The sequence below is a fragment of the Natrinema hispanicum genome, assembly GCF_004217335.1.
Lineage (GTDB): Archaea > Halobacteriota > Halobacteria > Halobacteriales > Natrialbaceae > Natrinema > Natrinema hispanicum.
On record NZ_SHMP01000003.1, the window covers coordinates 548,055 to 572,726 of the forward strand.

General features: G+C 64.0%; 25 protein-coding genes. 13 read left to right on the forward strand and 12 right to left on the reverse strand.

Annotated features, from left to right (window positions below; genetic code table 11):
* Positions 1 to 169: 169 nt before the first annotated feature.
* Both BDK88_RS03490 and BDK88_RS03495 read right to left on the reverse strand, forming a co-directional pair.
* Positions 170 to 1,912 (reverse strand): excinuclease ABC subunit C, encoded by a 1,743-nt coding sequence (locus tag BDK88_RS03490; protein WP_130499178.1) that lies wholly within the window; start codon positions 1,910 to 1,912, stop codon positions 170 to 172.
* A gap of 26 nt (positions 1,913 to 1,938) precedes the next feature.
* Entirely contained in the window at positions 1,939 to 2,619 is a 681-nt protein-coding gene (locus tag BDK88_RS03495) for a hypothetical protein (protein WP_130499179.1), read from the reverse strand.
* Positions 2,620 to 2,791: 172 nt separating this feature from the next.
* Here BDK88_RS03495 and BDK88_RS03500 point away from each other — a divergent pair, with 172 nt between their 5' ends.
* From BDK88_RS03500 to BDK88_RS03520, 5 genes are all read left to right on the forward strand, one after another.
* Positions 2,792 to 3,061 carry a hypothetical protein gene (locus BDK88_RS03500; RefSeq protein WP_130499180.1) on the forward strand — a complete coding sequence of 90 codons (270 nt, stop codon included), beginning with the start codon at positions 2,792 to 2,794 and terminating at the stop codon, positions 3,059 to 3,061.
* Positions 3,062 to 3,175: 114 nt separating this feature from the next.
* Positions 3,176 to 4,108, forward strand: a complete 933-nt coding sequence (locus BDK88_RS03505) for an ABC transporter ATP-binding protein (protein ID WP_130499181.1) — start codon at positions 3,176 to 3,178, stop codon at positions 4,106 to 4,108.
* Positions 4,105 to 5,064 carry an ABC transporter permease gene (locus BDK88_RS03510; RefSeq protein ID WP_130499182.1) on the forward strand — a complete coding sequence of 320 codons (960 nt, stop codon included), beginning with the start codon at positions 4,105 to 4,107 and terminating at the stop codon, positions 5,062 to 5,064. Before BDK88_RS03505 ends, BDK88_RS03510 begins: the two co-directional genes overlap by 4 nt.
* 91 nt (positions 5,065 to 5,155) lie before the next feature.
* Entirely contained in the window at positions 5,156 to 6,127 is a 972-nt protein-coding gene (locus BDK88_RS03515) for an ArsA family ATPase (RefSeq protein ID WP_130499183.1), read from the forward strand.
* A 58-nt stretch (positions 6,128 to 6,185) separates the two neighbouring features.
* On the forward strand, positions 6,186 to 6,374 hold the full coding sequence (locus BDK88_RS03520; RefSeq protein ID WP_130499184.1) for a multidrug transporter: 189 nt from the start codon (positions 6,186 to 6,188) through the stop codon (positions 6,372 to 6,374).
* A gap of 42 nt (positions 6,375 to 6,416) precedes the next feature.
* Here BDK88_RS03520 and ligA read toward each other — a convergent pair whose 3' ends face one another.
* From ligA to BDK88_RS03535, 3 genes are all read right to left on the reverse strand, one after another.
* A complete protein-coding gene (ligA, locus tag BDK88_RS03525) occupies positions 6,417 to 8,501 on the reverse strand; it encodes an NAD-dependent DNA ligase LigA (protein ID WP_130499185.1) in 2,085 nt (694 codons plus the stop codon).
* An 88-nt stretch (positions 8,502 to 8,589) separates the two neighbouring features.
* Complete coding sequence (locus BDK88_RS03530; protein WP_130499788.1) at positions 8,590 to 8,955, reverse strand: 2Fe-2S iron-sulfur cluster-binding protein; 366 nt, start codon at positions 8,953 to 8,955, stop codon at positions 8,590 to 8,592.
* 8 nt (positions 8,956 to 8,963) lie between these two features.
* Positions 8,964 to 10,364, reverse strand: coding sequence for a selenium-binding protein SBP56-related protein (locus tag BDK88_RS03535; protein ID WP_130499186.1), 1,401 nt, complete (start codon positions 10,362 to 10,364; stop codon positions 8,964 to 8,966).
* A gap of 144 nt (positions 10,365 to 10,508) precedes the next feature.
* Here BDK88_RS03535 and rio1 point away from each other — a divergent pair, with 144 nt between their 5' ends.
* Entirely contained in the window at positions 10,509 to 11,384 is an 876-nt protein-coding gene (gene rio1 / locus BDK88_RS03540) for a serine/threonine-protein kinase Rio1 (RefSeq protein WP_130499187.1), read from the forward strand.
* A 34-nt stretch (positions 11,385 to 11,418) separates the two neighbouring features.
* Here rio1 and BDK88_RS03545 read toward each other — a convergent pair whose 3' ends face one another.
* Positions 11,419 to 11,604, reverse strand: coding sequence for a hypothetical protein (locus BDK88_RS03545; protein WP_130499188.1), 186 nt, complete (start codon positions 11,602 to 11,604; stop codon positions 11,419 to 11,421).
* Between the two features lie 9 nt (positions 11,605 to 11,613).
* Here BDK88_RS03545 and BDK88_RS03550 point away from each other — a divergent pair, with 9 nt between their 5' ends.
* The 5 genes from BDK88_RS03550 (at position 11,614) to BDK88_RS03570 (ending at position 17,781) form a co-directional block, all read left to right on the forward strand.
* Positions 11,614 to 12,834, forward strand: a complete 1,221-nt coding sequence (locus tag BDK88_RS03550) for a tryptophan--tRNA ligase (RefSeq protein WP_130499189.1) — start codon at positions 11,614 to 11,616, stop codon at positions 12,832 to 12,834.
* Positions 12,835 to 12,958: 124 nt separating this feature from the next.
* On the forward strand, positions 12,959 to 13,516 hold the full coding sequence (locus BDK88_RS03555) for a KH domain-containing protein (protein WP_130499190.1): 558 nt from the start codon (positions 12,959 to 12,961) through the stop codon (positions 13,514 to 13,516).
* A 350-nt stretch (positions 13,517 to 13,866) separates the two neighbouring features.
* Entirely contained in the window at positions 13,867 to 15,528 is a 1,662-nt protein-coding gene (thsA, locus tag BDK88_RS03560; RefSeq protein ID WP_130499789.1) for a thermosome subunit alpha, read from the forward strand.
* A 421-nt stretch (positions 15,529 to 15,949) separates the two neighbouring features.
* A complete protein-coding gene (locus BDK88_RS03565) occupies positions 15,950 to 16,717 on the forward strand; it encodes a class I SAM-dependent methyltransferase (protein ID WP_130499191.1) in 768 nt (255 codons plus the stop codon).
* A 71-nt stretch (positions 16,718 to 16,788) separates the two neighbouring features.
* Positions 16,789 to 17,781: an ornithine cyclodeaminase family protein gene (locus BDK88_RS03570; RefSeq protein WP_130499192.1), complete on the forward strand. Its 993-nt coding sequence runs from the start codon at positions 16,789 to 16,791 to the stop codon at positions 17,779 to 17,781.
* Positions 17,782 to 17,792: 11 nt separating this feature from the next.
* Here BDK88_RS03570 and BDK88_RS03575 read toward each other — a convergent pair whose 3' ends face one another.
* From BDK88_RS03575 to BDK88_RS03590, 4 genes are all read right to left on the reverse strand, one after another.
* A complete protein-coding gene (locus tag BDK88_RS03575) occupies positions 17,793 to 18,554 on the reverse strand; it encodes a YqjF family protein (protein ID WP_130499193.1) in 762 nt (253 codons plus the stop codon).
* A 195-nt stretch (positions 18,555 to 18,749) separates the two neighbouring features.
* Positions 18,750 to 21,407 (reverse strand): leucine--tRNA ligase, encoded by a 2,658-nt coding sequence (gene leuS / locus BDK88_RS03580; protein ID WP_130499194.1) that lies wholly within the window; start codon positions 21,405 to 21,407, stop codon positions 18,750 to 18,752.
* A gap of 186 nt (positions 21,408 to 21,593) precedes the next feature.
* Positions 21,594 to 22,013 (reverse strand): Hsp20/alpha crystallin family protein, encoded by a 420-nt coding sequence (locus tag BDK88_RS03585; RefSeq protein WP_130499195.1) that lies wholly within the window; start codon positions 22,011 to 22,013, stop codon positions 21,594 to 21,596.
* 62 nt (positions 22,014 to 22,075) lie between these two features.
* On the reverse strand, positions 22,076 to 22,531 hold the full coding sequence (locus tag BDK88_RS03590; protein ID WP_130499196.1) for a peroxiredoxin: 456 nt from the start codon (positions 22,529 to 22,531) through the stop codon (positions 22,076 to 22,078).
* 141 nt (positions 22,532 to 22,672) lie between these two features.
* Between BDK88_RS03590 and BDK88_RS21035 the strand changes: the two genes are divergently transcribed.
* Complete coding sequence (locus BDK88_RS21035) at positions 22,673 to 22,831, forward strand: hypothetical protein (RefSeq protein ID WP_165396900.1); 159 nt, start codon at positions 22,673 to 22,675, stop codon at positions 22,829 to 22,831.
* A gap of 31 nt (positions 22,832 to 22,862) precedes the next feature.
* On the opposite strand, the gene pheA is transcribed toward BDK88_RS21035, so the two are convergent.
* Both pheA and BDK88_RS03600 read right to left on the reverse strand, forming a co-directional pair.
* Positions 22,863 to 23,678, reverse strand: a complete 816-nt coding sequence (gene pheA, locus BDK88_RS03595; protein ID WP_130499197.1) for a prephenate dehydratase — start codon at positions 23,676 to 23,678, stop codon at positions 22,863 to 22,865.
* A 181-nt stretch (positions 23,679 to 23,859) separates the two neighbouring features.
* Positions 23,860 to 24,168: a non-histone chromosomal MC1 family protein gene (locus BDK88_RS03600; protein WP_008013186.1), complete on the reverse strand. Its 309-nt coding sequence runs from the start codon at positions 24,166 to 24,168 to the stop codon at positions 23,860 to 23,862.
* A 193-nt stretch (positions 24,169 to 24,361) separates the two neighbouring features.
* Here BDK88_RS03600 and BDK88_RS03605 point away from each other — a divergent pair, with 193 nt between their 5' ends.
* A complete protein-coding gene (locus tag BDK88_RS03605) occupies positions 24,362 to 24,559 on the forward strand; it encodes a hypothetical protein (RefSeq protein WP_008013187.1) in 198 nt (65 codons plus the stop codon).
* Positions 24,560 to 24,672: the final 113 nt, after the last annotated feature.

Consider the following 24,672-nt stretch of genomic DNA (forward strand, 5'->3'; position numbering starts at 1 on the left):
CCGTGACCGGTGCTCGAACTGCAACTCACGGGAGATCGCTCACTACGAGTTCTGAGCGGTCCACCCCGCAAACGACGGACGACAGCTCTCAGCCACAGCCATGAGTGGCTGCGATAGGCGACCCCGCTGCTCACGATCACACCGCGGTGAGACGTGTTCGCGAGCACCCTCAAAGTCGCGATTTGATCGTCGCGGCGGTCTTCTCGCCGATCCCCTCGACGCTCTGGAGGTCTGCAAGGCTCGCGTCACGGACGTTCTCGACGCTGCCGAATCGCCCGAGCAACCGCTTCCGGGTCTCGGGACCGACCCCCTCGACATCGTCTAATACCGTCTTCACCTCGTCGCGGACCGTCTGGTGGTACTGCACCGCAAAGCGGTGGGCCTCGTCGCGCACACGCTGGAGGAGATGCAGCTGTGGTGCATCGCTGGGCCACGCATACTCCCTCTCCCGCGTCACGACGCGCTCTTCGGCTTTCGCCAGCGCGACCGCCGGCACGTCCCAGCCCACCGCAGCGAGTGCGTCGCGAGCGGCCGCGAGTTGGCCCTCCCCGCCGTCGATCAGCAACAGATCGGGGTCGGGCCGGTCGTCGCGATCCTCGACGGCCCGCGTAGCGCGCCACTCGAGTAAGGCACGCATGTTGTCGTAGTCGTCGTTTTGATCGGTGAGTTTCTTCCGTCGGTACTCGCCTTTCTCGGCGCTGCCGTCGACGAAGGTGACGTTGCTACCGACCGCCGCCGTCCCTTGGGCGTGGCTCACGTCGAACCCTTCGATCCGTCGGGCAGTATCGAGGTCGAGGGCGTCCGCGAGCATGCCACATTCGTCACGCCGGCCGACGTTGCGCCGGGCGTTTTTCAGGGCGAGGTCGACGAGTTTGGCCTCCCGGCCGGCACCCGGGACGCGAACCGCGACGCCCTCGGTCTCGAGCCAAGCTGCGACCTCCTCGTCACCGTGGCGTTCGGGCAACAGAAGGGCGTCTGGCAGTTCGCGTTCGGCGTAATACTGCACGATAAAGGCTGCCAGAACGGCTGGAACGCTATCGCCGTCCGCCGACGAACCGGGTGCCTCGAGCGTATGCCGATCCCGGTCGACCAGCTTGCCGTCCTCGGCGCGGAGGCGGGCGACGGTGGCGTCGTCACCCTCGATGGCGACCCCGAGGACGTCGACGGCTCGCTCGTCGCCGACCGACTGAACCGCCTCGCCGCCCTCGCCGTGGAAGGTCTCGACGGTCTCGAGTCGATCCCGCAGGTTCGCCGCGCGCTCGAAGTGCTGGTCCTCCGCAGCCGCTTCCATCTCTCGGCGCAGCGGATCAGCGAGAATTCCGGTTTCGCCCTCGAGAAACCGCTCGACGGCGGTGACGTCCTCGCGGTAGCTCGCGAGATCGATCTCGCGGGTACAGGGGGCGGTGCACAGCCCCATCTCGTAGTCCAGACACGGCCGGTCGCGGCCCGCATACTTGTGGTCCGAACAGCCCCGGATCCCGTAGGTTTCGCGAAGCGCCTTCACGACGGTCTCGACCTGACGCTTGCTGGTGTAGGGACCGAAGACGGTCGCCGACTCGTCTGGATCGCGAGTGATCTCGATCCGCGGCGCATCGTGGTCGGTCACCTGGACCATCGGATACGACTTGTCGTCTTTGAGGCGGACGTTGTAGCGGGGCTGGTGGCGCTTGATCAGGTTCGCCTCGAGCAACAGCGCCTGCGTCTCGGTGTCGGTGACGGCGATTTCGATGTCGTCGGCCCGGTCGACCATCCGGCCGATCCGTGCGCTGCGCGGGTCGGCGTAGGACCGGACCCGATCGCGCAGATCGACCGCCTTCCCGACGTACAGCGTCGTCTCACCCTCCCGAAACTGGTAGACGCCGGGCTCTCGCGGCAACGATCCGGCGCGCTCGCGAACCCCATCGGCGTTCATCGGCGGTCCTACGGAGTGGGACGGTTTCAGCCTGACTCCTCGAGGTCGACCCGACCATGCTCGCCGAGGGGTTCCTCACACGCGGGCGTCGAGTCCGATCCCGGCCGAATCGCAGCCTCGAGGGTGACAGCGGGATCGGACTCGAGATCGGACCCGGTGACGGGGATCTCGAGGTCGTCGTCGCCGCTGACGCGCACGACGAGCAATCGCGCGCGCGAGCGGGCGTAATAAGCAATAAGCCCGAGGGCGACGACGAACGCAGCGACGCCGACGAGGAGGATGCTCCACTCGAGGGCCACGAGTACCGTCTCGATCGCTGTGAGGACGGCTTCGACGAGGCCGACGACGAGGTCGGAGCCGGGCAGGGGGGCGAGTCCGTCGAGGCTGACGGACGGCGCGAACGACGCGAAGTCGACGCTGGTCGCCGTCTCGAGCGTGGCGACGCCGGCGAACGCGGCGACGATCCCCGCACAGAGAGCGGCCAGTCGCTGCGACGTCTCGAGGGAGACAGTCCCGACGTTCGGTCGATCGACGTGGCGAAACGCCGGGCCAGCAGTGGTGGGAACGAACGCCAGCACGCGCTGGGTCGTGACGACGACCGTCGCGCACTCGAGGTCGACGCGGCGTTCGACGTGTTCACCGTCGTAACACAGCTCGTCGACGCGCTCGCGCCACTCGTCGATGCGTTCGGTCCGGCGTCCGGCCATCGGTGGTCGTCACCTGTCCACCGTCGACCATCAAGTACGTCGGGGCTCGTTCACGCGCATATGGGCGTCATTCGCGCGTGTACGCTCGCCGTTCGCATCCGTAGGCCGTCCCTTCAGGACGGACGGCGCGAACGCGGTACATTCTCGGTGCTCGACTGCAAACTCGTCGACTATGAGCGACTCGACGGTGCAGTGCTGGCTGGTCGAACGGGAACTGGGCGACCGCGATTTCGTCACGCTGGTCTATGCGACGCCGGACGGCTCGCGCTATCAGCAGCGCCAGCGGTCCTCGACGGCATTACGGACTGGGACACAAGTCACCGCAGCGGTCGAGATTCCCGAAAACGGACTCGAGCCGGTGCCCGACGAGGAAACCCGCGAGCGCTACGCCACGGAGGTCGACCGAACCGCCGAGCGGTACGATCCCGACGATCCGATCTGACCTGCGGCGTCCGCTCTGACCCCCGGATCCGATCGTTGACGAACTGAAACAGATGAATTCAGCCGCGGTTCGAGTGGCACAAATCTTATCGGGCACGGCTCCGACCACACAGCCATGCCCGCTATCACAGTCGACGAGCTGACCAAGCGGTTCGGTCAGACCGTCGCACTCGAAACGCTCTCCTTTCAGGTCGAGGACGGCGAGGTGTTCGGCTTCCTCGGGCCGAACGGTGCCGGGAAGTCGACGACGATCAACGTCCTCCTCGATTTCGTCCGCCCGACGTCGGGTTCGGCCAGCGTCCTCGGCATGGACGCCCAGCGACGGAGCCGAGAGATTCGGCAGCGAACCGGCGTCCTCCCCGAAGGCGTCGAGTTGTACGACCGGCTCACCGCCCGCCAACACCTCGAGTTCGTCATCGACTCGAAAGGTGCTGCCGACGACCCCGAAGCGCTGCTCGAGCGCGTCGGGCTGACCGATGCGATCGACCGAAAAGCCGGCGGCTACTCGAAAGGGATGGCCCAGCGGCTCATGCTCGCGATGGCACTGGTCGGCGAACCCGACCTGCTGATCTTAGACGAGCCCTCCACCGGACTCGACCCGAACGGAGCCCGCGAGATGCGCGAAATCGTCCGCGAGGAAAACGAACGGGGCGCGACCGTCTTCTTCTCGAGTCACATCATGGAGCAGGTCGAGACGGTCTGTGACCGCGTCGGCATTCTGCGCGACGGCCAGATGGTCGCCGTCGACTCCGTCGAGGGACTGCGCAGCTCCGTCGACGGCGGGACGACGCTACAGGTCACCGTCGATCGGATCGACGATGACGCCCTACAGGCGGTCCGTTCGCTGCCCGACGTCACCGACGCCACCGTTGAGTCTCACGCACCACCGACGGTCGTCGTCACCGTCGACGGCTCGAAGACGGCTGTCCTCTCGGTGCTCGAGGATCGCGGCATCGAGATCCGGGACTTCGAGACGACCGAAGCCTCGCTCGACGATGTCTTCCAGTCGTATACGACCGATACGGAAACGGAGGTGCACGCGCAATGAGTACCGAAACCGGGGCCGGGGCGGATGCGACGGACGCGGGCAGCTCGCCCGCGAGTTCGATCGACACAGAGAGTGTCCGCGCAGTCGCGAAGAAGGACTTCCAGGATGCGGTTCGATCGTGGCTGTTCTGGGGACTGAGCGCGTTCTTCTTTACGCTGATGGCCGCTCTTGCCGGGTTCCTCTCGTGGGCGAATCCGGACAACTTTACGACGATCAGCTTCATCGCCCTCGTCAGCCAAGTGTGTAAGCTGATCATCCCACTGATCGCGCTGCTCCTCGGCTGGAAGGCCATCGCCGGGGAGCGCGAAGCGGGGAGCATCAAGATCCTCCTGTCGCTGCCTCACTCTCGGAAAGACGTGCTACTGGGCAAGCTGCTCGGTCGGACGGCCGTGCTCTCGCTATCGTTGCTTATCGGCTTCCTTATTGCGATGGTCGCCGTCGTGTTCGCGGTTTCGGAGTTTTCCTTCCCCGCGTACATCGCCTTCCTCGCGATGACGATCGTCTACGGGCTCGCGTACATGAGCATCGCGGTCTCGCTGTCGTCGCTGACCCGATCGACGACGATGGCCGGCGCGGCGATGTTCGGCGTCTTTGTCCTCTTCTATATCGTCTGGAACTCGATCCGGACGGCACTCGGCCTCCTGATGCAACGTGGCTACATCGAGGGCGTCTCCTACACGACGACGAACTTTACCGGCCAACAGATCGAGCTGACCAGGCTCCCCGACTGGGCGCTGTTCATCGATATGATCGATCCGGGCAACGCCTACCAGAACACGATCACGCTGTTCAGTTCCCTCTCGAGTGACCGGATCGGAACGTCGTTCAACGAGGCCGCCTTCCCCAACGGGTTTCCGTTCTTCCTACAGGACTGGTTCTCCTTGCTGATCCTGCTGTTCTGGATCGCCGTCCCGCTCGCCGTCGCGCTCTACCGGTTCGACCGCGTCGATATCTGAGCGCACCGGCCGGCATCGGCCGGCTCCCATCGAGACGTGCGATTCTAGGTTCGGGACACCGTTTATATCAGCGACCGTGGTAACCGTGGCCGTGACCGACTGCATCTACTACGGCGGAAAAGGCGGCGTCGGCAAAACGACCTGTGCTGCGGCCACCGGACTCTCGCTTGCCGCCGCCGGGCAGCGAACGCTCGTCGTCTCGACCGATCCGGCTCACTCGCTGTCCGACTCGTTCGAGACCGACATCGACTCGGAACCGACCGCACTCGAGCTACCAGGCCCGCTCGAGGGAGAGACACACTCCGAAGGCAAGCTGTGGGGCGTCGAGATCGACCCAGCAACACAACAGGAGCGCTACGAAAAACTGGCGCGTGCGCTGGCGGCCGATCTGCGCAGTGCCGGTATCAGCCTCTCGGATGCAGAGATCGAACGGCTGTTTTCCGGCGGTATGCCGGCCGGCAGCGACGAGATCGCAGCACTCGACTTGCTGGTCGAATACGTCGACTCCGGCGAGTGGGACGTACTCGTCTTCGACACCGCACCGACGGGCCACACACTGCGGCTGTTCGATATGCCCGGTATCATGGGCAACGCCCTCGAGACGGCCCAATCGCTGCGGGGACAGGCCCGCCGGATCGGCTCGGCCGCCCGCACGGCGATGTTCGGGCCGCTGTCGATGCTCGGCAACCAGGACGACGACGAGAGTCTTGCGTCGTTTCAGGCCCGGCTCGAGCGCGCCCGCGAGTTACTCGCCGATCCTGACCGAACCGAGTTTCGGGTCGTCCTGATCCCCGAGCAGATGGCCATCGCGGAGACCGAGCGGCTCGTCGCGCGACTTCGCGAAGCCGACGTGTCCGTCGAGCGCCTGATCGTCAACCGGGTGCTCGAGGACCCACACGAGGGCTGTCCGCGCTGTCAGTCCCGACAGGCCCGCCACGAGGAGCGCCTCGCCGAGATCCACGAGACGTTCCCCGACCTCGATATCGTGACGCTGCCGGACCTCGAGGGCGAGGTACACGGGCGGGAGTCGCTGTCGATTATCGCCGAGCGAATGCCGACCTGAGTGGACATCTGACGGGGTCGGCCCAGCGCTTATTGTGTTGGTTCAGTAACATTCGACCATGGCACTCTCGATCGGTCGGACCTCGTCGCCGGCCATCACGGCGATCGGCACCGTCGTTGCGCTCGTCGCCATCATCGGGACCCAGTATCTCGGCTGGGAGTGGAGTTCAGGGCAGTTTGTGCCGATGCTTATCGGCGTTGCCGCCGCCGTGATCGCGGTCGTCGTGGTGCTCACTCGCCGCGGGTGAGGTCCCCCGTTGGTCTGGCTCGAGGCCTGCGTTCTCGAGTGACTACTCGAGGTCGATCTCCCGCTCCGCGAGCAGCGCCCAAAACTCGTCTTCGTCGACGATCGGCACGTCGTTGTCCCGTGCGTCCTCCTGTTTCGTCGCGCCCGGATTCTCGCCGGCGACGAGATGATCCGTGTTGCCCGAGACGCTGCTCGTCGCGTTCGCGCCGTGGGCTTCGACGAGGTCCTGGGCCTCGCCTCTTGTCATTCCCTCGAGCGAACCCGTAAAGACGAACGTGAGCCCATCGAGTTCGTCGCCGCCAGCGCCGGTGTCGGCTTCCTGTGGCGAGACGTGCGCGAGAATATCGTCGACTACGACAGCGTTGGCCTCGCTCGTAAAGAAGTCGTGAATCGTCTCGGCGACGGTCTCACCGATCTCCTCGACGTCCTCGAGCCGGTCAGGATCGTCTTTCGCGGCTGTGCGAAACGCCACGAAGGTACCGAACTCGCGGGCGAGTTCGCGGGCCGTCGTTGGGCCGACGTGGGGGATGCCAAGTGCCGAGACGAACTCGGCAAGCGGCGGCTCGCGGCTGGCCTCGATTTCCGACAGGAGGTTCGCGGCGCTCGTCTCGCCCCACCCCTCGAGATCGGTCAGATCGTCGCGCTCGAGGGCATAGAGATCGGCAACGGAGTCGAGCAGCCCAGCGTCGACGAGCTGGCGGACGCTTTTTTCCCCAAGTCCCTCGAGATCGAGGCCGTCGTCACCCGCGTAGTACTCGATCGACCGACGCAGCTGGGCGTCACAGCCTAAGCCGCCGGTACAAAAGGCGATGGGGCCGTCGCGCTCGACGGGGCTATCACAGACAGGGCAGGTGTCTGGCAGTTCGTAGTGGCCCTCGCTGCCTTTCTCGACGACCTCCTCGACGTAGGGGATCACGTCGCCAGCGCGCTGGACGCGGACCGTGTCGCCGACGTTGACGTTCTTCTCTGCGATCTCCGCGGGGTTGTGCAAGCTCGCCCGCGAGACGGTGACGCCACCGACGTCGACCGGCTCGAGCAGGGCGACGGGCGTCAGCCGGCCCGTTCGGCCGACCTGAACCGCCACGTCGGCGATCGTGGTCACTTCCGCGCGGGCGGGGAACTTGTAAGCGTACGCCCAGCGGTCGTGACGGGCCGTCCGGCCGAGTTCCTCGCGGGCCTCGCGATCGTCGACTTTGATCACGACGCCGTCGATCTCGTAGTCTAACTCGTCACGGGCCTCGAGCATGCGGTCGCGGTACTCGATCGCGCCCTCGATAGTCTCGACCACCTCGACCCGGTCGTTTACCCGCAGGCCGTAGTCGGGAAACGTCTCGAGTTCGGCCTGATGGCTGTCCGCGAGGTCGCTGGCCTCGAGCACGTCGAAAAAGAAGACCGACAACGGGCGTTCGGCGACGACTGACGGATCGAGTTGGCGGATCGTGCCAGCGGTAGCGTTGCGGGGATTCGCGAAGGGGTCCTCGCCACGCTCGATGCGCTCGCGGTTATACTCCTGAAAGGCGTCTTTTGGCATGTAGACCTCGCCCCGAACCACGAGGAACTCGGGGTGGTCACCGTGGAGTCGCTGCGGGACCGAGCCGATGGTGCGCGCGTTAGCTGTCACATCGTCACCCTCGCGGCCGTCTCCGCGGGTCACGGCACGCTCGAGCCAGCCGTCCTCGTAGACGAACTCCATGGAGACGCCGTCGAACTTGGGCTCGCAGACGTACTGAACGTCGCCGACCTCGCGTTGGACACGGTCGTCGAACGCTCGAACGTCCTCGGCCTCACCACTCGCGTCGATCGACAGCATCGGCGCGACGTGGTCGACCGTTTCGAACGCCTCGAGCGGCTCGCCGCCGACGCTGCGGGTGGGGCTGTCGGGATGGGCGAGGTCGAATTCGTCCTCGAGGGCTTGCAGACGAGCGAAAAGCGTGTCGTAGGTTCGGTCGGCGATCACCGGTTCGTGTTCGGCGTAGTAGCGGCGGTCGTGTTCGCGGATCGCCTCGCGAAGTAGTTCGACCTGCTGCTCGGCCTCGATCTCCGACAGTTCTTCGATCGGCGCGAAATCGGTCGGCGGCTCCCGGAGATAGGGATTGTCCGCGTCCGCGTTCTCGTCGGCGGCTGGCATTGCTCGAGGGTAGCGGCTCGCCCCCGTTAATGGTACTGACAGCGACGCGATCGAGCTATTTCGGTCCAGATTGGGTCGGCGAGCAGCCTCATTTCCACGGGTTTTCGACCAGTTCCGTATGGACGCTGGGACCGACAGCGAGCCGGCAGTCGGCCCGCGGCTCGGCGACACACAGCAGCACGTAGCCGTCCGACCGGTGTCGATCCTTCAGCGCTCGCTGGCACCGGCGATACGCGAACGCGTCGTCGACGTCGAGGACCTGCTCGTCGCCCGACTCGCGCCCGGTGGCCTCGAGCAGCCGACCGGTACAGGTCCCACAGGCACCGGTTCGACAGCCGTAGGGCAGTCCGATCCCCTCGCGTCCAGCCGCTTCGAGGACCGTCTCGTCCTCGCGGACCGTCACCGTCTTCGTCCGGCCGGTCGGCCACTCGAGGCGGACCTCATGGCTCGCCATTGGCGCAGTCACTGCCAGACGTCACTCGTGCAGTCGCCGTCGGGCCAGCGAATCTCGTGAGCGCGGGCCGGGCCCGCCGGGCACTCACCCCAGTCGACGAGGAAGTCGTCGTCCAACTCGAGGGTGCCCGTTCGGGGATCGACGTCGGCTTTCAACATCACCGAACCGCGCTCGGCTTCTTCGGGATAGAACTGGTCGTCCCACGACGAGAACAGCGAGGTGGTCCAGTAGAGCCGTTCGCCATCCAGCGAGAGCTGGAGCATCTGCGGGCCAGCAACGATTTCCCGCCCCTGGACTTCGCGGATGTCGCCGAAGGTGCCGCCGACCGAAAGCGAGTCGGCCCGTCGCGGGTTCGACGGGTCCGAAATATCGTACATCCAGACCTCACCGTGGAGCCAGTTCGAGCCGAACAAGTAGCGATCGTCCATCGAGATCAGGATGTCGGTTGTCAGCCCGGGAACGGGCATATCCCAGTCTGGATGCTCGCGGGCCTCGAAGTCGATCGCTTTCTCAGCGCGGTACTCGCCGGCCTCTTCGTCGCGCCAGAAGTGGAACATGTTCGACGAGAGCGCGGTCCCGACGAACCCATGTGTCGATTCAGGCGTGTGGAGGAATCGTACCTCGAGTGGAATCTGGCCTTCCTCGCCGAGGTCGATCGTCTGCTCGACAGTGCCGTTTTCCCAGTCCCAGAAGTGGATCTTCTGGCCGTACTTGCCCTCCTCGACGTCCTCTAAGTCGAAGCCGGGGTAGTAGGTCTTCGGCGCGGCCCACTCGGTCGAGACCATCACGTTCTGGCGTGGCTGATACCAGTAGTCGTAGTTCATCTCGATCTCGCCCGGGGGCTCCCACCGGCCCTCGATCTCGAAGTCCTCGTTTAACTCGAGGAAGCCGCCGGGGAGATCACCATCGGCATCGCCGAGCATGCTGATCAGGATCTGTCCGTCCGGAACGCAATGAACCGTGTGCGGGGCAGAGAGATCGTACTCGAAGATCTCCTCGGGTTCGATCACCTCGACCAGTTCGGGATTCCGTCGGTCGGCCGCGTCGATCACGTGGATCCGCGAGGAACGCTGACCCGGGACGATCAGGTGTTGGCGCTCGAGGCCCTCCATGTGACACGACGACGAACAGGCGTTCCACCCGAAGTGGTGGAGTTCATCACCGCGGTTTGGCATCTCGATGCGATCGACGATTTCGCAGTACGTGTCCGATTCAGGATCGAGGTCGACGACCGCAACGAAGTCCGGCGCGTCGACGTCCGTGCCGACGTAGAGACTCATCACGTATGCCAATTTTTCCCGTCCGCCCTCCTCGATAGCAGCCTGTGGTGTTGTGTAGCCCGGTCCCTCGTGGTGCTGGGCGTGGTCATGATCCGACTCCGCGCCACCACCTGTGCTAGCATCACTCATGGTCTTCTGGACTACGAACAGGTAGATAAGTCTGTTCGAGAGTTACAGCAGCCGAACGAAGCCAACCAGTTACTTTCAATCTCGATGATACGTCGCCAAACGAGACCCAGTACTTTACCCCTCAGAGCCACTACAACCGACTAGATGGGACAGGGAACGGAGTTCGGACTGGTCGACGTAGATGAAGCCGAGACCCCAGGCGACGAGTGGGAAGAGATCGACGTCTCGGATACGGAAGCAGATCGGATCGCCCGCAAGCGCGATCGCGAGTTCAACCAGTTCCAGGAGCGAATCAAGGACGCCGACCAGTTCAAAGTCGAGCAGTCGGTGTTCGACGACGCGACGTTCGCGGCGCTGTATAAACTCGTCCAAGACGGCTACGTCGAGGCCTTCGGCGGCCCGCTCTCGACGGGCAAGGAGGCAAACGTCTATCACGCGCTGGGCGACGACCGCGAGGTCGCGGTCAAGATCTACCGGATCAACGCCTCGAACTTCCGGCAGATGCGCGACTATCTCGAGGGCGACCCGCGCTTTGAGGGACTGGGCGGCCAGAAGAAAGACGTCGTCCTCGCGTGGACGAAAAAGGAACTGGCGAACTTACAGCGGGCGAAAGCGGCCGGCGTCCGCGTTCCGGAGCCGATCGCCACCGAGCGCAACGTCCTCGTCATGGAGTACATCGGCACCGAGGACGGCCGCGCGAAACGCCTCGGCGAGGTCCACATCGAGAACCCACAGACCGCCTACGAGGTCATGCGCGAGTACATGCGCCGGCTCTACTCGGCCGGGCTGATCCACGGCGATTTAAGCGAATACAACGTCGTCTTCGACGAGGCCGAGGGCCAACTCGTGTTCATCGATCTCGGACAAGCCGTCACCGTCCACCACCCCAACAGCCGCGACTTCCTAGAACGTGACTGTCGAAACGTCGCCTCGTTTTTCTCTCGGCAGGGACTCGATGTGACCGCCGACGAGTTGCTCGCGTTCGTCACGAGTCCAGAGCCGGACCCGTCTCGAGACTGAGACGGACTCCTGTCAGTCAGGTTCGAAATTCTCTTTATTGTCGGCACGAAATGTAGTTGTACTGATGTCTGCTCTCGGCTGGCAGTGGCGATGGCACGCGCCCTCGAGAGCGGACAGTGTCGTCGCGGCGGGCGACGCGGCCTAACCCGGCGGCTGCGGCGGCGATCGCTCCCTCCGTTCGTTTTTGCTGGAACCGACTGCCAGCTGTTGCCGTCGCCATCCACTGTGAATGTCACCCACTGACCACACCGAAACCGATATCGACGCGACCGAGACACGTACCGCCACTGCCACTGACGACTTCACCGTTACCCCGTATGCCGTCGACGGAGAGATCGACTACGAGAAACTCATCGACCGGTTCGGGGCCGATCGGCTCACCGACGGCCAGCTCGCTCGCTTTCCCGACCATCCGCTGCTCCGTCGCCGAACGTTCTATGCGGGCCGGGACATCGACGAATACCTCGAGGCTGCCGAAGCCGACGTGCCGCACGCGATCGTCACCGGACGAGGGCCGTCGGGGCCGATGCATCTCGGTCACGTTCTCCCGCTGTATCTCGCCAAGCGGCTCCAGCAGGAGACAGGAGCGATGATCTATATCCCGCTTTCCGACGACGAAAAGTTCCTCGCGAAAGCACAGTCCTTCGCGGAAATCGGACACCATACCCGCGAGAACCTCCGCGATATCCTCGCTGTCGGCTTCGATCCCGACAGGACGAGGCTCGTCATCGATACCGTCGATGCAGACGTGATCTACCCCCTCGCTGTGCGACTCGCAACGCATCTCACGCCGGCCACAGTCGAGGCCGTCTACGGTGAGCAAGACACTGTCGGCCTCCAGTTCTATCCTGCCGTTCAGGCGACACACCTCCTGCTTCCGCAACTCGTCGGCGGTCGACAGCCGACGCTCGTCCCCATCGCCGTCGATCAGGATCCACACGTTCGCGTCTGTCGTGATATCGCCGCTAAGGAGGCACTCCCCGTCGAGAAACCGGGGGCCCTCCTCGGCCGATTCCTTCCGAGTCTCGAGGGGCCGGGAAAGATGAGTTCCTCCGCCGATGCCCCCTCGATCGAGCTTACTGCCGATCCGGAAACGGTCGCCGAGACGATCCGGACGCACGCCTACACTGGCGGCCGGGCAACCCTCGAGGAACATCGCGAGAAGGGTGGCGATCCGTCCGTCGACGTCCCCTTCCAGTATCTCCGCTTTTTCTTCGAGCCCGACGACGCCGAACTCGAGCGCATCGCGGCCGACTATCGGTCGGGCGACCTGCTCAGTGGCGAACTGAAAGAAATCGCGATCGATCGAATCACTACATTTCTCGCGGCACACCAGCGCCGGCGCGCTGCGCTGGGCGAACTCGCGGCCGAGATCCAGCCGTATCGACTCACCGACGCGGAACGACAGCAAGCACTCGAGCGAGCCGGCGTCCCATCGGTACTCGAGTAGCTTTGCCGTTGGCTACCGCCAGTTTACCGCCAGAGACGCCTGCGTGTGGTCGAGACGAACAGTCTTACAGTCTTCAGCGTTCGCGGACCAAGGTCTTAACCTCACCCAGCCAGTAACAGACTGTATGCAGCACGTGAAGATTCCGCAGGACCGCATCGGCGTTCTTATTGGCGAAGGAGGCGAGACGATGCGCGAGATCGAGGCGGAAGCGGAAGTACGACTCGACATCGACTCGGAGAACGGCTCCGTCGCTGTCGAGACCGTCGGCGATCCCGTGCTCGGCCTCAAAGGTCCCGATATCGTTCGTGCGATCGGCCGCGGCTTTGCACCCGAGGACGCCCTACGGCTCCTCGAGAACGATATGATGTTATTCGACGTCGTCGATATCGACGCCGCCGCGCGCAACAAAAACGACATGAAACGCAAGAAGGGCCGGCTCATCGGCGAAGGTGGCCGAACCCGCGAACTGATGGAAGAGCTGACCGGTGCCGACGTCGTCATCTACGGCTCGACACTCGGAATCATCGGTGCCCCACAGGAAGTCGACGCCGTCCGCAGCGCTGCCGAGATGCTGCTCGACGGCGCGCCCCACGGCGCAGTCTACTCCTTCCTCGAGGAGAAACACAACGAGATGAAACATCAGGGACTGGAATACCACCGATTCCCCGGTGGCCAGTCCTGATTTTCCCCTTCCCACCCGTTTCCGGTGGCCACTCGGCCTGGTGACACGTGACCGGCTAGTCGTCTTCCACCGCTTCTGACTGGGACTGGCGTCGCCAGCGACGCGTCATACGGTCTGCTATCACTGGGTACCGGCGCACCCGCAGGACGGGTCGCGGGTGCGCCGGCCTGACTGATCGGAGTCCGTATCAGTCGATCGGTCGTTCTCGAGAATTAGCGGTATAAATACCCGACAACCAGTAATTCGAAAACGACAGACGAAGGGGTGATTGAGAGTTCCTATTTAGCAGGTAGCAAAAGGTTTATATAGAATAGCAATCAATCGTTCGGGTGACTATGGCTCAACAGCAGATGGGCAACCAGCCCCTCATCGTACTTTCGGAGGACAGCCAGCGCACCTCCGGCGAGGACGCACAGTCCATGAACGTCCAGGCCGGAAAAGCCGTCGCCGAATCGGTTCGGACGACGCTCGGCCCGAAGGGGATGGACAAGATGCTCGTCGACTCCTCAGGCAACGTCATCGTCACGAACGACGGTGTCACCCTGCTCTCGGAGATGGAGATCGACCATCCCGCGGCCGACATGATCGTCGAAGTCGCCGAGACCCAGGAAGAGGAAGTCGGCGACGGCACGACAAGCGCCGTCGTCATCTCCGGCGAGCTCCTCAGTCAGGCCGAGGACCTGCTCGATCAGGATATTCACGCGACCACCCTCGCGCAAGGGTATCGAGAGGCCGCCGAGGAAGCGATCGACGCGCTCGAAGAGATCGCCATCGACGTCGACGAGGACGACACCGACGTTCTCGAGCAGATCGCCGCGACGGCGATGACCGGCAAGGGTGCCGAAAGCGCCAAAGATCTTCTCTCGGAACTCGTCGTCGATGCCGTCCGCGCGGTCGCTGACGACGACGGCGTCGACACGGACAACATCAAAGTCGAGAAGGTCGTCGGCGGCTCGATCGAGAACTCCGAACTCGTCGAGGGCGTCATCGTCGACAAGGAGCGCGTCTCCGAGAACATGCCCTACTTCGCCGAGGACGCCAACGTCGCGATCGTCGACGGCGACCTCGAAATCAAAGAGACCGAGATCGACGCCGAGGTCAACGTCACCGACCCCGACCAGCTCGAGCAGTTCTTAGAACAGGAAGAGGCCCAGCTGCGCGAGATGGCCGAGCAGGTCGCTGACGCCGGGGCCGACGTCGTCTTCGTCGACGGCGGCATCGACGACATGGCCCAGCACTACCTCGCGAAAGAGGGCATCATCGCCGTCCGCCGCGTCAAATCCAGCGACCAGAGCCAGCTCGCCCGCGCGACCGGCGCGACGCCCGTCTCGAGTGTCGACGACCTGACCGAGGACGACCTCGGCGTCGCCGGCAGCGTCGCCCAGAAGGAGATCGCCGGCGACCAGCGCATCTTCGTCGAGGACGTCGACGACGCCCAGGCCGTCACCCTCATCCTCCGCGGTGGCACCGAGCACGTCATCGACGAGATCGACCGCGCCATCGAGGACTCCCTCGGTGTCGTGCGCACGACCATCGAGGACGGCAAAGTCCTCGCCGGCGGCGGCGCACCCGAGATCGACCTCTCGCTTGCCCTGCGCGACTACGCCGACTCCGTCGGCGGCCGCGAGCAGCTCGCCGTCGAGGCCTTCGCCGACGCACTCGAGGTCATCCCGCGCACGCTGGCCGAGAACGCCGGGCTGGACCCCATCGACTCGCTGGTCGAACTGCGCAGCGCCCACGACGGTGGCGACACCGGCGCTGGCCTCGACGCCTACACCGGCGACACCATCGACATGGACGCCGAGGGCGTCTACGAGCCGCTGCGCGTGAAGACCCAGGCCATCGAATCCGCCACCGAAGCGGCCGTTATGCTGCTTCGCATCGACGACGTCATCGCCGCTGGCGACCTCGCCGTCTCCCACGACGACGACGAGGGCGACGAGATGCCGCCAGGCGGCGGTGGCATGGGCGGCATGGGCGGTATGGGCGGTGGCATGGGCGGCATGATGTGAAACTAAATTTTGCTCTGCGGGCCGCCGAAGGCGGCCCTCGGCAAAATTTAGTATAAAAGCCTCCTCGCTTCCGTTGGTCGCTCGTCGGCCCGAGCGCTCCGCACTCACGGGCTTCGCCCGTTCGCTTCCGCGGTTCTCGCCCTTCGGGCTCCGAACCGCGCTTCGCTCGGCGAACGGCGTCGCTCGGGTTCGCTGAACCGCTCGCTCGCCGACAGTAGACTCGAGCCCCGCCACTCGCGGTGGGAGTCAGTACCGCTTGCATCACCGTCTCTCCCGTTTCGAGTCGGCCCATCTTTTGCTGTCATTTCGCCTTATTCTCAAATCCAATCCTGACGTCCTGTCTCTCGGAACCGCGAGCAGCCAATCGTTCGTCAACACACCACACGAAACAATCATGTAGTTTTCAATATAAGTAGTGGCAGTGACGAACAATACCGGCAGAAAACGCGACATCGGGGCGTCCTTCAGCGACGCGACGGACGGCTATCTGGACGGGAGCGTCCTCAAGCACGGCGCGGACCTCGAGCAACTCGTCGACTGGTGCAGTGACGCAACGTGTGCACTGGACGTGGCGACTGGTGCTGGCCACGTTGCTGGGGCGCTTGCAGACCAGGGCGTCTCGAGGGTCATCGCGTCGGACCTCTCGCCGGCAATGGTTCAGACGGCGACGACCGAGTACGACGGACTCGAGGGCGTGGCGGTCGACGCCGAACGGCTCCCGTTTCCCGCGGATCAGTTCGATGCGGTCACCTGTCGGTTCGCAGCCCACCACTTTCCGGACCCCGAGGCGTTCCTCGCTGAAGTCGAGCGCGTCCTCGAACCGGGTGGTGTGTTCGCGTTCGAGGATCTCTGCGTGCCGGCCGATCCCGAGCTGGCAGCCTACATCAACCGGATCGAGCGACTGCGCGATTCGGGGCACGTCGAGACCTACTCTCGAGCGCAGTGGGTCGACTGGCTCGCAGAGACAGACCTGACGGTCGACACGGTCTATGAGACGAGCCGAGAACTCGCGGTCGACGCCTGGCTCGATCGGATGGCCGTCCCCGAGGAAGACCGCCAGCGGATTCGATCGTTGCTATCCGACGCGCCGGCAGACCTCGCGGAGGCGTTCGAGTTTCAGTACGAGGGCGACGGCGACCGGCTCGCGTCGTATCGGACCGGCGTCGTGTTGCTCCACGCGACGGGCTGACAACACGCAGTAGTGCGTGCTGTCGGTAGCTACTGGCGACATATAAGTAGTCACCACCAATAGTCACCAGTATGAACACGCTGGTTCTGGACAGCGACGATGTCAACGAGTACGCACGCCTCGCCGACGTCATCGACGCCGTCGAGGGTGCCTTCGGGGCCTTCGAGCGTGGTGACACGCAGATGCCTGCGAAGTCCTACATCGACCTCCCGCAGTACAACGGCGACTTCCGGTCGATGCCGGCCTACCTCGATACCGGCGAGTGGGACGCTGCTGGACTCAAGTGGGTCAACGTCCACCCCGACAATCCCGAGGACCACGACCTGCCGACGGTCCTGGGAACGATGATCTACTCCGACCCCGAGACCGCCTTCCCGCTTGCGATCATGGACGGGACGACACTCACCATGAAACGCACCGGTGCGGCGGCGGCCGTCGCCACTGACTACCTTGCCGTCGAGGACGCCTCGAGTCTCGGGCTCGTCGGGGCCGGCGTCCAGTCCTATATGCAACTCGAGGCGATCAGCGAGGTTCGCCCGATCGAAGAGGTCGTCGTCTCGGACCCCGACGAAGAGCGCGTCGAGCAGTTCGTCGAGACCTACGACGACCAGTTCGACGTCCGCGGTGGCTCGATTTCGGAGGCCGGGGGCTGTGACGTGCTCTCAACGGTAACACCGGTCGAAGACCCGATCGTCGGTCTCGAGGACGTCGGCGAACACACCCACATCAACGCCATCGGTGCCGACGCCGAGGGGAAACACGAACTGGCCGACGCGGTGCTCGAGGCGGCTCGGATCGTCATCGACGACCACGAACAGTGTACCCACTCGGGTGAGATCAACGTCCCCTACGGCGAGGGGGTGCTGACGGACGCAGATATCTACGGCGAGATCGGCGAACTCGTCGTCGGGTCGAAAGACGGACGAGTCGACGAGACTGGCATCACGGTCTTCGACTCGACCGGGCTCGCGATCCAGGACGTGGCGGCCGCGCACGTGGTCTACGAGCAGGCGTCAGCCGATGGGGCGGGCTACGGGCTCGATCTGGTCGGTGTCGACGGATAAGAAGCGAGCCGTCACCGACCGCGTAGCAGCCACGGAATCGACCCAGTCATCGACACGTCATCAACGTAGTGGACGACCGGCTCGCCGGTCGGTGACGGCAGGCCATCAGCCTCGAACATCGTGTTTTCGGAGATCGTCACCGTGGCAGGCTGGAGCGGCCACGGATCGTGTGCGATGTCGCCGGTCACGATGCCGCGTGCGGTCGGCGCGTAGAACCGTCGGCGAGCAGTGAGCCAGTACTCGAGCGTGTCCGGCGGAGCAGGAGAGACCGCTCCGGTCGGGCGGTAGGTCGCAGCGAAGCAGGCGGGTATATCACGCCCTGTCTTCCGCCGCCGGCTCCGAAAGGCCACGCGGTTTTCGTCGGTCGCACCGACCCGCATGGTTGCGCTGGAGACGGGCAACCCGGTCGTTCGGCCGACAGTCGTCGCGATCAGCGACCGCCCGATGTCGATGCTGAAGAAAAACAGGCCGGGCGTGCCCCGATATCGGACGTAGGTCCGGACGGTGAGGTCACCAAAAGCGAGCCGTGCGATCGACGGCGTTCCCCGGAGACCGACGTTCGTAAGGACGAACGGGAGCACGCTCACCCAGGCGCGGCCGTCCCGCGTCTCGAGTGCCAACTGGCTGGGAACGTGCGGTCGAAGTTCGTCCGGGTCGACCGGCCAGTGGGCGAACAACCCATTACGAAGGGTCATCGTGGTTACGTGTGGTGCGTTCAGTGACGACCCGCCTGTGAACGGCCATCGAAACGGCGCTGTGCGTTGTTCGGTCATCCTCAGAACCAACCGGTGCTGTCACGCCTCTACAGCAGGCCAGTGTATAAACTAGATACTCTGTTGTCAGGTCCGATGGTGGTTCGGGTGTCGCCGCTGTCGGTGTGGCCGGTCAGACAGACTGCTGTACGTCAATGGCAGCGCGACCGCGAGCTATCCACGGTCGTGCCAGTCACTCGGAACAGCAGCCCCGTCTCAGTCCTCGATCTCGATCGCCGGCCGGCCAGGTTCGGCGTTTTTGAGGACGCTGTCAGCTGCCTCGTCAGCACGGACGACATCGACCTGGGCATCGAACTCGCGTTCGATCAGCCACGCGGCCGCCTCGAGTGCCTCATATTCTGCGTCGGGCTCGAGGCTCGTCGTCAGTGCCTCGCGTTCGGCCTGGAGGTCTTGGCCGTAGTCGGCAGCGGCATCGCCCTGCTCGCGGATGTGCGACTGCTGCATGAGTTCTCCGATCAGGTTGTCAGCGTCGCTCTCGATGGCGATCTCTAAGGCGTCGTACTTCCAGTCAGGGGCGATGACGACGTCGATGGCCTGCGGATCGTCGATACCTGCGACCTCGACGATGTCGCGGATGTCCTCGCGGGTGTTCTCGACCAGCCGACGGCGCTTGGCGACGCGATCGCGGTCGATCTTCGCGGTCGGCCAGTCGGCCTCGGCGACGAACCCATCGCCGCCGAGTTCGTCGTAGAGCGCTTCTGCGAGGTGTGGTGCGACCGGTGCGAGCAGTCGGACGACGGCCGACAGCCCACGCTCGTAGGTCTCGGCGTGGGGCTCGGTGTAGTCGGCGTACTGGCGCAGCGTCCGCGTCAGATCCTGCGTTTCCCGCAGCGCCTTGTTGAACGTTAGGTCGTCGTACTCGTCGCTGGCGATGGCGATCGTCGCGTCGATCTCCGCATCGACGTAGCTGGCGATCGCATCGTCGTCGCCGTCGGGCTGATCCGCGACGTAGTCCTCGACCATCCCCTGGAGTCGGGTGAGGAACGCATAGGTCGACTGCACACCTTCCTCGCTCCAGTCGAAGTCACGCTCGGGTTGGGCGGCCTGCATCATGAACAGCCGCGCCGTGTCCGCGCCGTACTCCTCGACGATCCGCTGGGGCGAGACGACGTTGCCCTTCGATTTCGACATCTTCTCGCCCTCGAGTTGCACCATTCCCTGTGCCAGCAAATTCGTGAAGGGCTCGCGGTGCTCTAAGCCCTCGTGGTCTGCAAGCACCTTCGTAAAGAAGCGCGAATAGAGCAGGTGCATGACGGCGTGTTCGATGCCACCGACGTACTGGTCGACGGGCATCCAGTCGTTGGCACGCTCGAGATCGAACGGCGCGTCCTCGAGGTCCGGCGAGACGTATCGCAGGAAGTACCACGAGGAGTCGACGAAGGTGTCCATCGTGTCGGTCTCACGGGTCGCGTCACCGCCACATTCGGGACAGGTCGTCTGCTTCCACTCCTCGGCGGCGTCAAGGGGGTTGCCGGTGGTGTTGATGAACTCCGGCAGTTCGACCGGCAGATCCTCCTCGGGGACCATGACCGGGCCACAGTCGTCACAGTGGATGACCGGGATCGGCGTGCCCCAGTAACGCTGACGGGAAATACCCCAGTCACGCAGCTGATACTGGGTCGCCTTCTCGGCGCTGTCGATGTCCTCGGTCAGGCGCTCGCGGGCCGTCTCGCTGTCGAGGCCGCTGTACTCGCCGGAATTGATCAGGACGCCGTCGTCGGTGAACGCGTCCTCGCTGACGTCTGGTGCGTCGGGCACCGTCTCGCCGTCCCAGTCGTCGGGCTCGGGGGCGATGACCGGCTTGATCTCGATTCCCATCTTCTCGGCGAAGGCGTGGTCGCGCTCGTCGTGGCCGGGAACGGCCATCAGCGCACCCGTTCCGACATCCGAGAGGACGAAGTCGGCGACGTAGACGGGAATCTCGTCGCCGGTAACGGGATTGGTCGCCGTCAGGCCGGTCTCGACGCCGTTCGGTTCGTCGCCCTCGGGATCGGCTTCGTGCTCGATGAAGTGTCGAACGTCGTCGTCCGCTTCGGCCAGGTCCCCGCTGATCGGATGATCGGGCGCGAGCGCGAAGAACGTCGCGCCGTGGATCGTGTCGACGCGGGTGGTGAAGGCCTCGACGGGACCGTAGTCCTCAATCTCGAAGTCCAGTTCCGTCCCATACTGGCGACCGATCCAGTTGCGCTGCATCTGGCGCACCGAGTTGGGCCACCCCTCTAAGTCGTCGATGGCCTCGAGCAATTCGTCTGCGTACTCGGTGATTTTGAGGAACCACTGCTCGAGTTCGCGCTGTTCGACGGGCGTATCACAGCGCCAACACAGCTCTTCTTCGCCCTCGACCTGTTCGTCGGCCAGGACGGTCTCACATTCGGGACACCAGTTGACCTCGGCGTCGCGGCGTTCGACCAGTCCTTCCTCGTGGAACCGGGCGAAGAGCCACTGATTCCACTGGTAGTAGTCGGGCGTGCAGGTGGTGATTTCACGCTCCCAGTCGTAGCCAAAGCCCATCGCCTCCATCTGGTCGGTCATCGTCTCGATGCAGTCGAACGTCCAGTCACGCGGGTTCGTATCGCGTTCCTTGGCCGCGTTCTCCGCAGGGAGCCCGAAGGCGTCCCAGCCCATCGGATGGAGCACGTCGTCGCCTTGCATCCGGCGGTAGCGGGCGTACGCGTCCGTAATCGTGTAATTTCGGACGTGGCCCATGTGGAGTTTGCCGGACGGATACGGGTACATCCCCAGGACGTACGTCGGATCGTCAACGTCGTCTGGCGTCCGGTAGACGTCCGCGTCGTCCCACGCCTCCTGCCAGCGCCGTTCGACCGTCGCGTGGTCGTATCCCTCGTCACTCATTTGCTTATATATGGGAAAGAGGCCTCCCTATACCTTTCCATACATTGCCCGACAGTCAGCCGAACACCGATGTTGTCGGCCGTCCCAGAACGGATCGAGCGACCGCGTTACTGCTACTGTCGACAAACAGCCAGTGTCTGCTCGCAGAACACTCGACGCAAGACAAGGCTTGTCGTCGTGGCGCAGTCACTCGATGTCGATCCGCTTGGTGTCCTCGTCGCTCGACTCTTTTGGGAGTCGAACTGTCAAAACACCGTTCTCGAAGCCGGCAGCCACCCCATCCTCGTCGACCTGCTCGGGGAGGCGGATCCGCCGACTCGCCGATTTCGTTGTCCGTTCGCGCCGAAGATATCGTTCGTCGTCGAACGCAGCGTGATCGCGCCGGGTGGCCTCGAGACGCAGCGTGCCGTCTGTGAGCGTCAGGTCGATATCATCGGACTCGTAGCCGGGAAGGTCGGCCGTAACGACGTATTCGCCGTCCGTGTCGGCGACGTCGACTGCGACCGCTCCCGGTACCTGGAGGCCGCCAGCGGCCATTCCCTCTTCGACCTGTTGGCTCAGGCGGTCGAGCAGTTCCTCGATCTCGGTGAACGGATTGCGTCGCATACTTGCGTGTAGGAGACCGGCCGAGATAAATTCTGCCCGCGATATGGCGACAAAACCCGGTGTCACTCCGGGAGGGTGACGATGCCGTCCTCGAGCGCATCCAGCAGAACCTCGCGCGCGTGGCCGTCGGGGTCGACGGCTTCGTAGACCGCTTTCACCTCGCCATCGGCCAGCAGGAACGTCGTCCGCGCGGCCGCGCCGTTTCGCAGTTCGACGTCGAAGGTGTCGGCGATCTCGGCGTCGGGATCTGCGAGCAGCTCGAACTCGAGTCCTTCTGACGCACAAAAGGACTGGTGCGAGTCGACATCGTCAGTCGAGACGCCGTAGACGGAGACACCGGCGTCCTGATAGGTTTCGCGCTCGCGCTGGAACTGGGTGGTCTCGATGGTACAGCCGGGTGTGTCGTCTCTGGGATAAAAATAGAGCACCGTCGGTTCCGCGAACGCAAGGGTAACGTCCTCACCGTCTTGATTCAGTGCGGTCACGGTCGGCGCGTCGTCACCTGAAGCGAGTGGCATACCTGTGGTAGCGCGGGACCTGAAAAACAGTTTGTGGTCAGGTAACACGACACTACCCGGGGCGATACTGTACCCGTTCGGTAACGGTCAATTCTGCCCTCGTCGGTCGAATTATGCACGGCTGCTCGCCTAGGATTGCCAATGATCGATACCTTCCTTCATACCGGTTCTGCGCATCCCGACCTCCTGTGGATCCTCGTGCCAGCCTTCCTGTCGTTCGTGGCGGGACTGGGCGTGATGACCTATGCTGACCGCGTCCGAGACTGGATCAGCCCGACGGAAAGCACGGCCACTGAGTAGCTTTTTGCATCTCTCGAGCCGTCTGCGAGCGTCACTCGACGACGTGTTCGGTGTCGTACGAGCCGAGTCGCCGGACCCAGCCGTTCTCGGCGAGGTCCTCGACGTCCGCGATCGCCTCCTGTGTGCGCGACTCGTAGAGGCCGGCCTCGAAGTCGATGTGGAAGACGTAATCGCCCAGTCGCTGGCCGCTCGGCCGTGACTCGACGCGAGTCAGGTTGATATCCCGATCCGCAAAGGGCTCGAGCAACTCGAGCAACAGCCCGGGGTAGTTCGCGTTCGGATAGACGACCAGCGAGGTCTTGCCGCCGCCGGTCGAGCGCTCGTCGGCGGGTGCAAGCGCGAAAAACCGCGTCGCGTTCGAGTCCTGATCCTGGATGTCCTCTGCCAGTACCTCGAGACCGTCGCCGTCGGCGTTCGCCGGATGACCGATGCCAGCGACCGACGGATCCTCGCGGGCGAACTCGACACCTTGGGCCGTACTCGCGACGGCCTCGAGGGTCGCGTCGGGATACTCGCGCTCGAGATAGGACCGACACTGCGCCAGCGCCTGGGAGTGGCTGGCGATGGTGTCGAACTCCGGCCCCTGTGCGAGCAGGGCGTGACGGATCGGGGTAACGATCTCGCGGACGACGGCGACGTCGTAGTCGGCGATCGCGTCGAGACTCTCCGTCACGGAGCCCTCGATACTGTTTTCGATAGGGATGACGCCCCGGTCGTACTCGCCGGCGGCGACGGCGTCGACGATCGCCGTCACCGACTGGCGGAAGTCGATCTCGCCGTTGTCGGCGATCGCACTCGTCGCCCGGTGTGAATAGGTTCCTTCGGGACCCAGCGTAACTGCAGCCATTACGGGCCGATAATGCGGTCTGGGTCAAAAGACCGTCGGGTCTTCCAGTTCGATCGACAATACTTACAGTCGCACTCGAGGCAACCGCGGGTTGGCTGTCAGGGCTGGTACGTGCCACACGCGCTGGACGACGGCATCGCTATCGGCCGGTCAGACGAGAGAAAACAACAAAGCAGACGGACTACTCGTCTAAGTGATCAATTCCTTTCTTCGAGACGTTTGCTTCCGTGATCTCGTCTGGCATCCAGTCGGGCTTGTCGCTTGGAGCCGTCTCCTCCCAAGCCCAGCCCTCATAGATGTGTACCTTGTCCGTTCCCTTCTCTCGCAGTTTGAGTTCGACGCGCTCGGCCTCCGCTTCGCTCGGGCCGGGCTCGAGCCGTCGCGCCGCCTTGAGCGCGGCCTGACGGGGTGTATTGCCAGAAAAGACACTCGATTCGTCACCGCCCGATTCACGCAGGGCAAAGTTTCGTTTACCGTCTTCGCGTACCATGATTTATCGCCTCCGTGTCAAACGAGCACACGACCAGACATAAAGATATCCCCGGAAACCGACCGACTGCGTCGGTATCTTTAAGTACAGCGCTGACGCCACTCGTCTGCAGGATCCGCAATCGGCGTCATTCGCCTGGGCGTCGAAAACACTTAAGTATATCCTACGGCGAAGTTCGGAATAGAATCCCGCGATGGTACGGAAAAAGAAGCTGAGTCCAAGCGGTGCGAAAGACGACGACGGCAACTATCACAACGTCCACCTCAATCTCCACGAGGATGAACTCGCAGTCGCGGGCATGGATATCGGCGACGAGGTCTTCGTCCGGGTCCGGGACGGTAAAATCATCATTCAGAAAGCAGACGAGGACGACGTCGAACACGAGTTCTAGAACCCACCTTTTTACGCCTCGGGATTCGCTCGCTCCGCGAGCGAACCGCTCGGCGCAAAAATCTGGACCAAAAAGAGCCGCTCGCTCACTCCATTCGCTCGCGGTACAACACA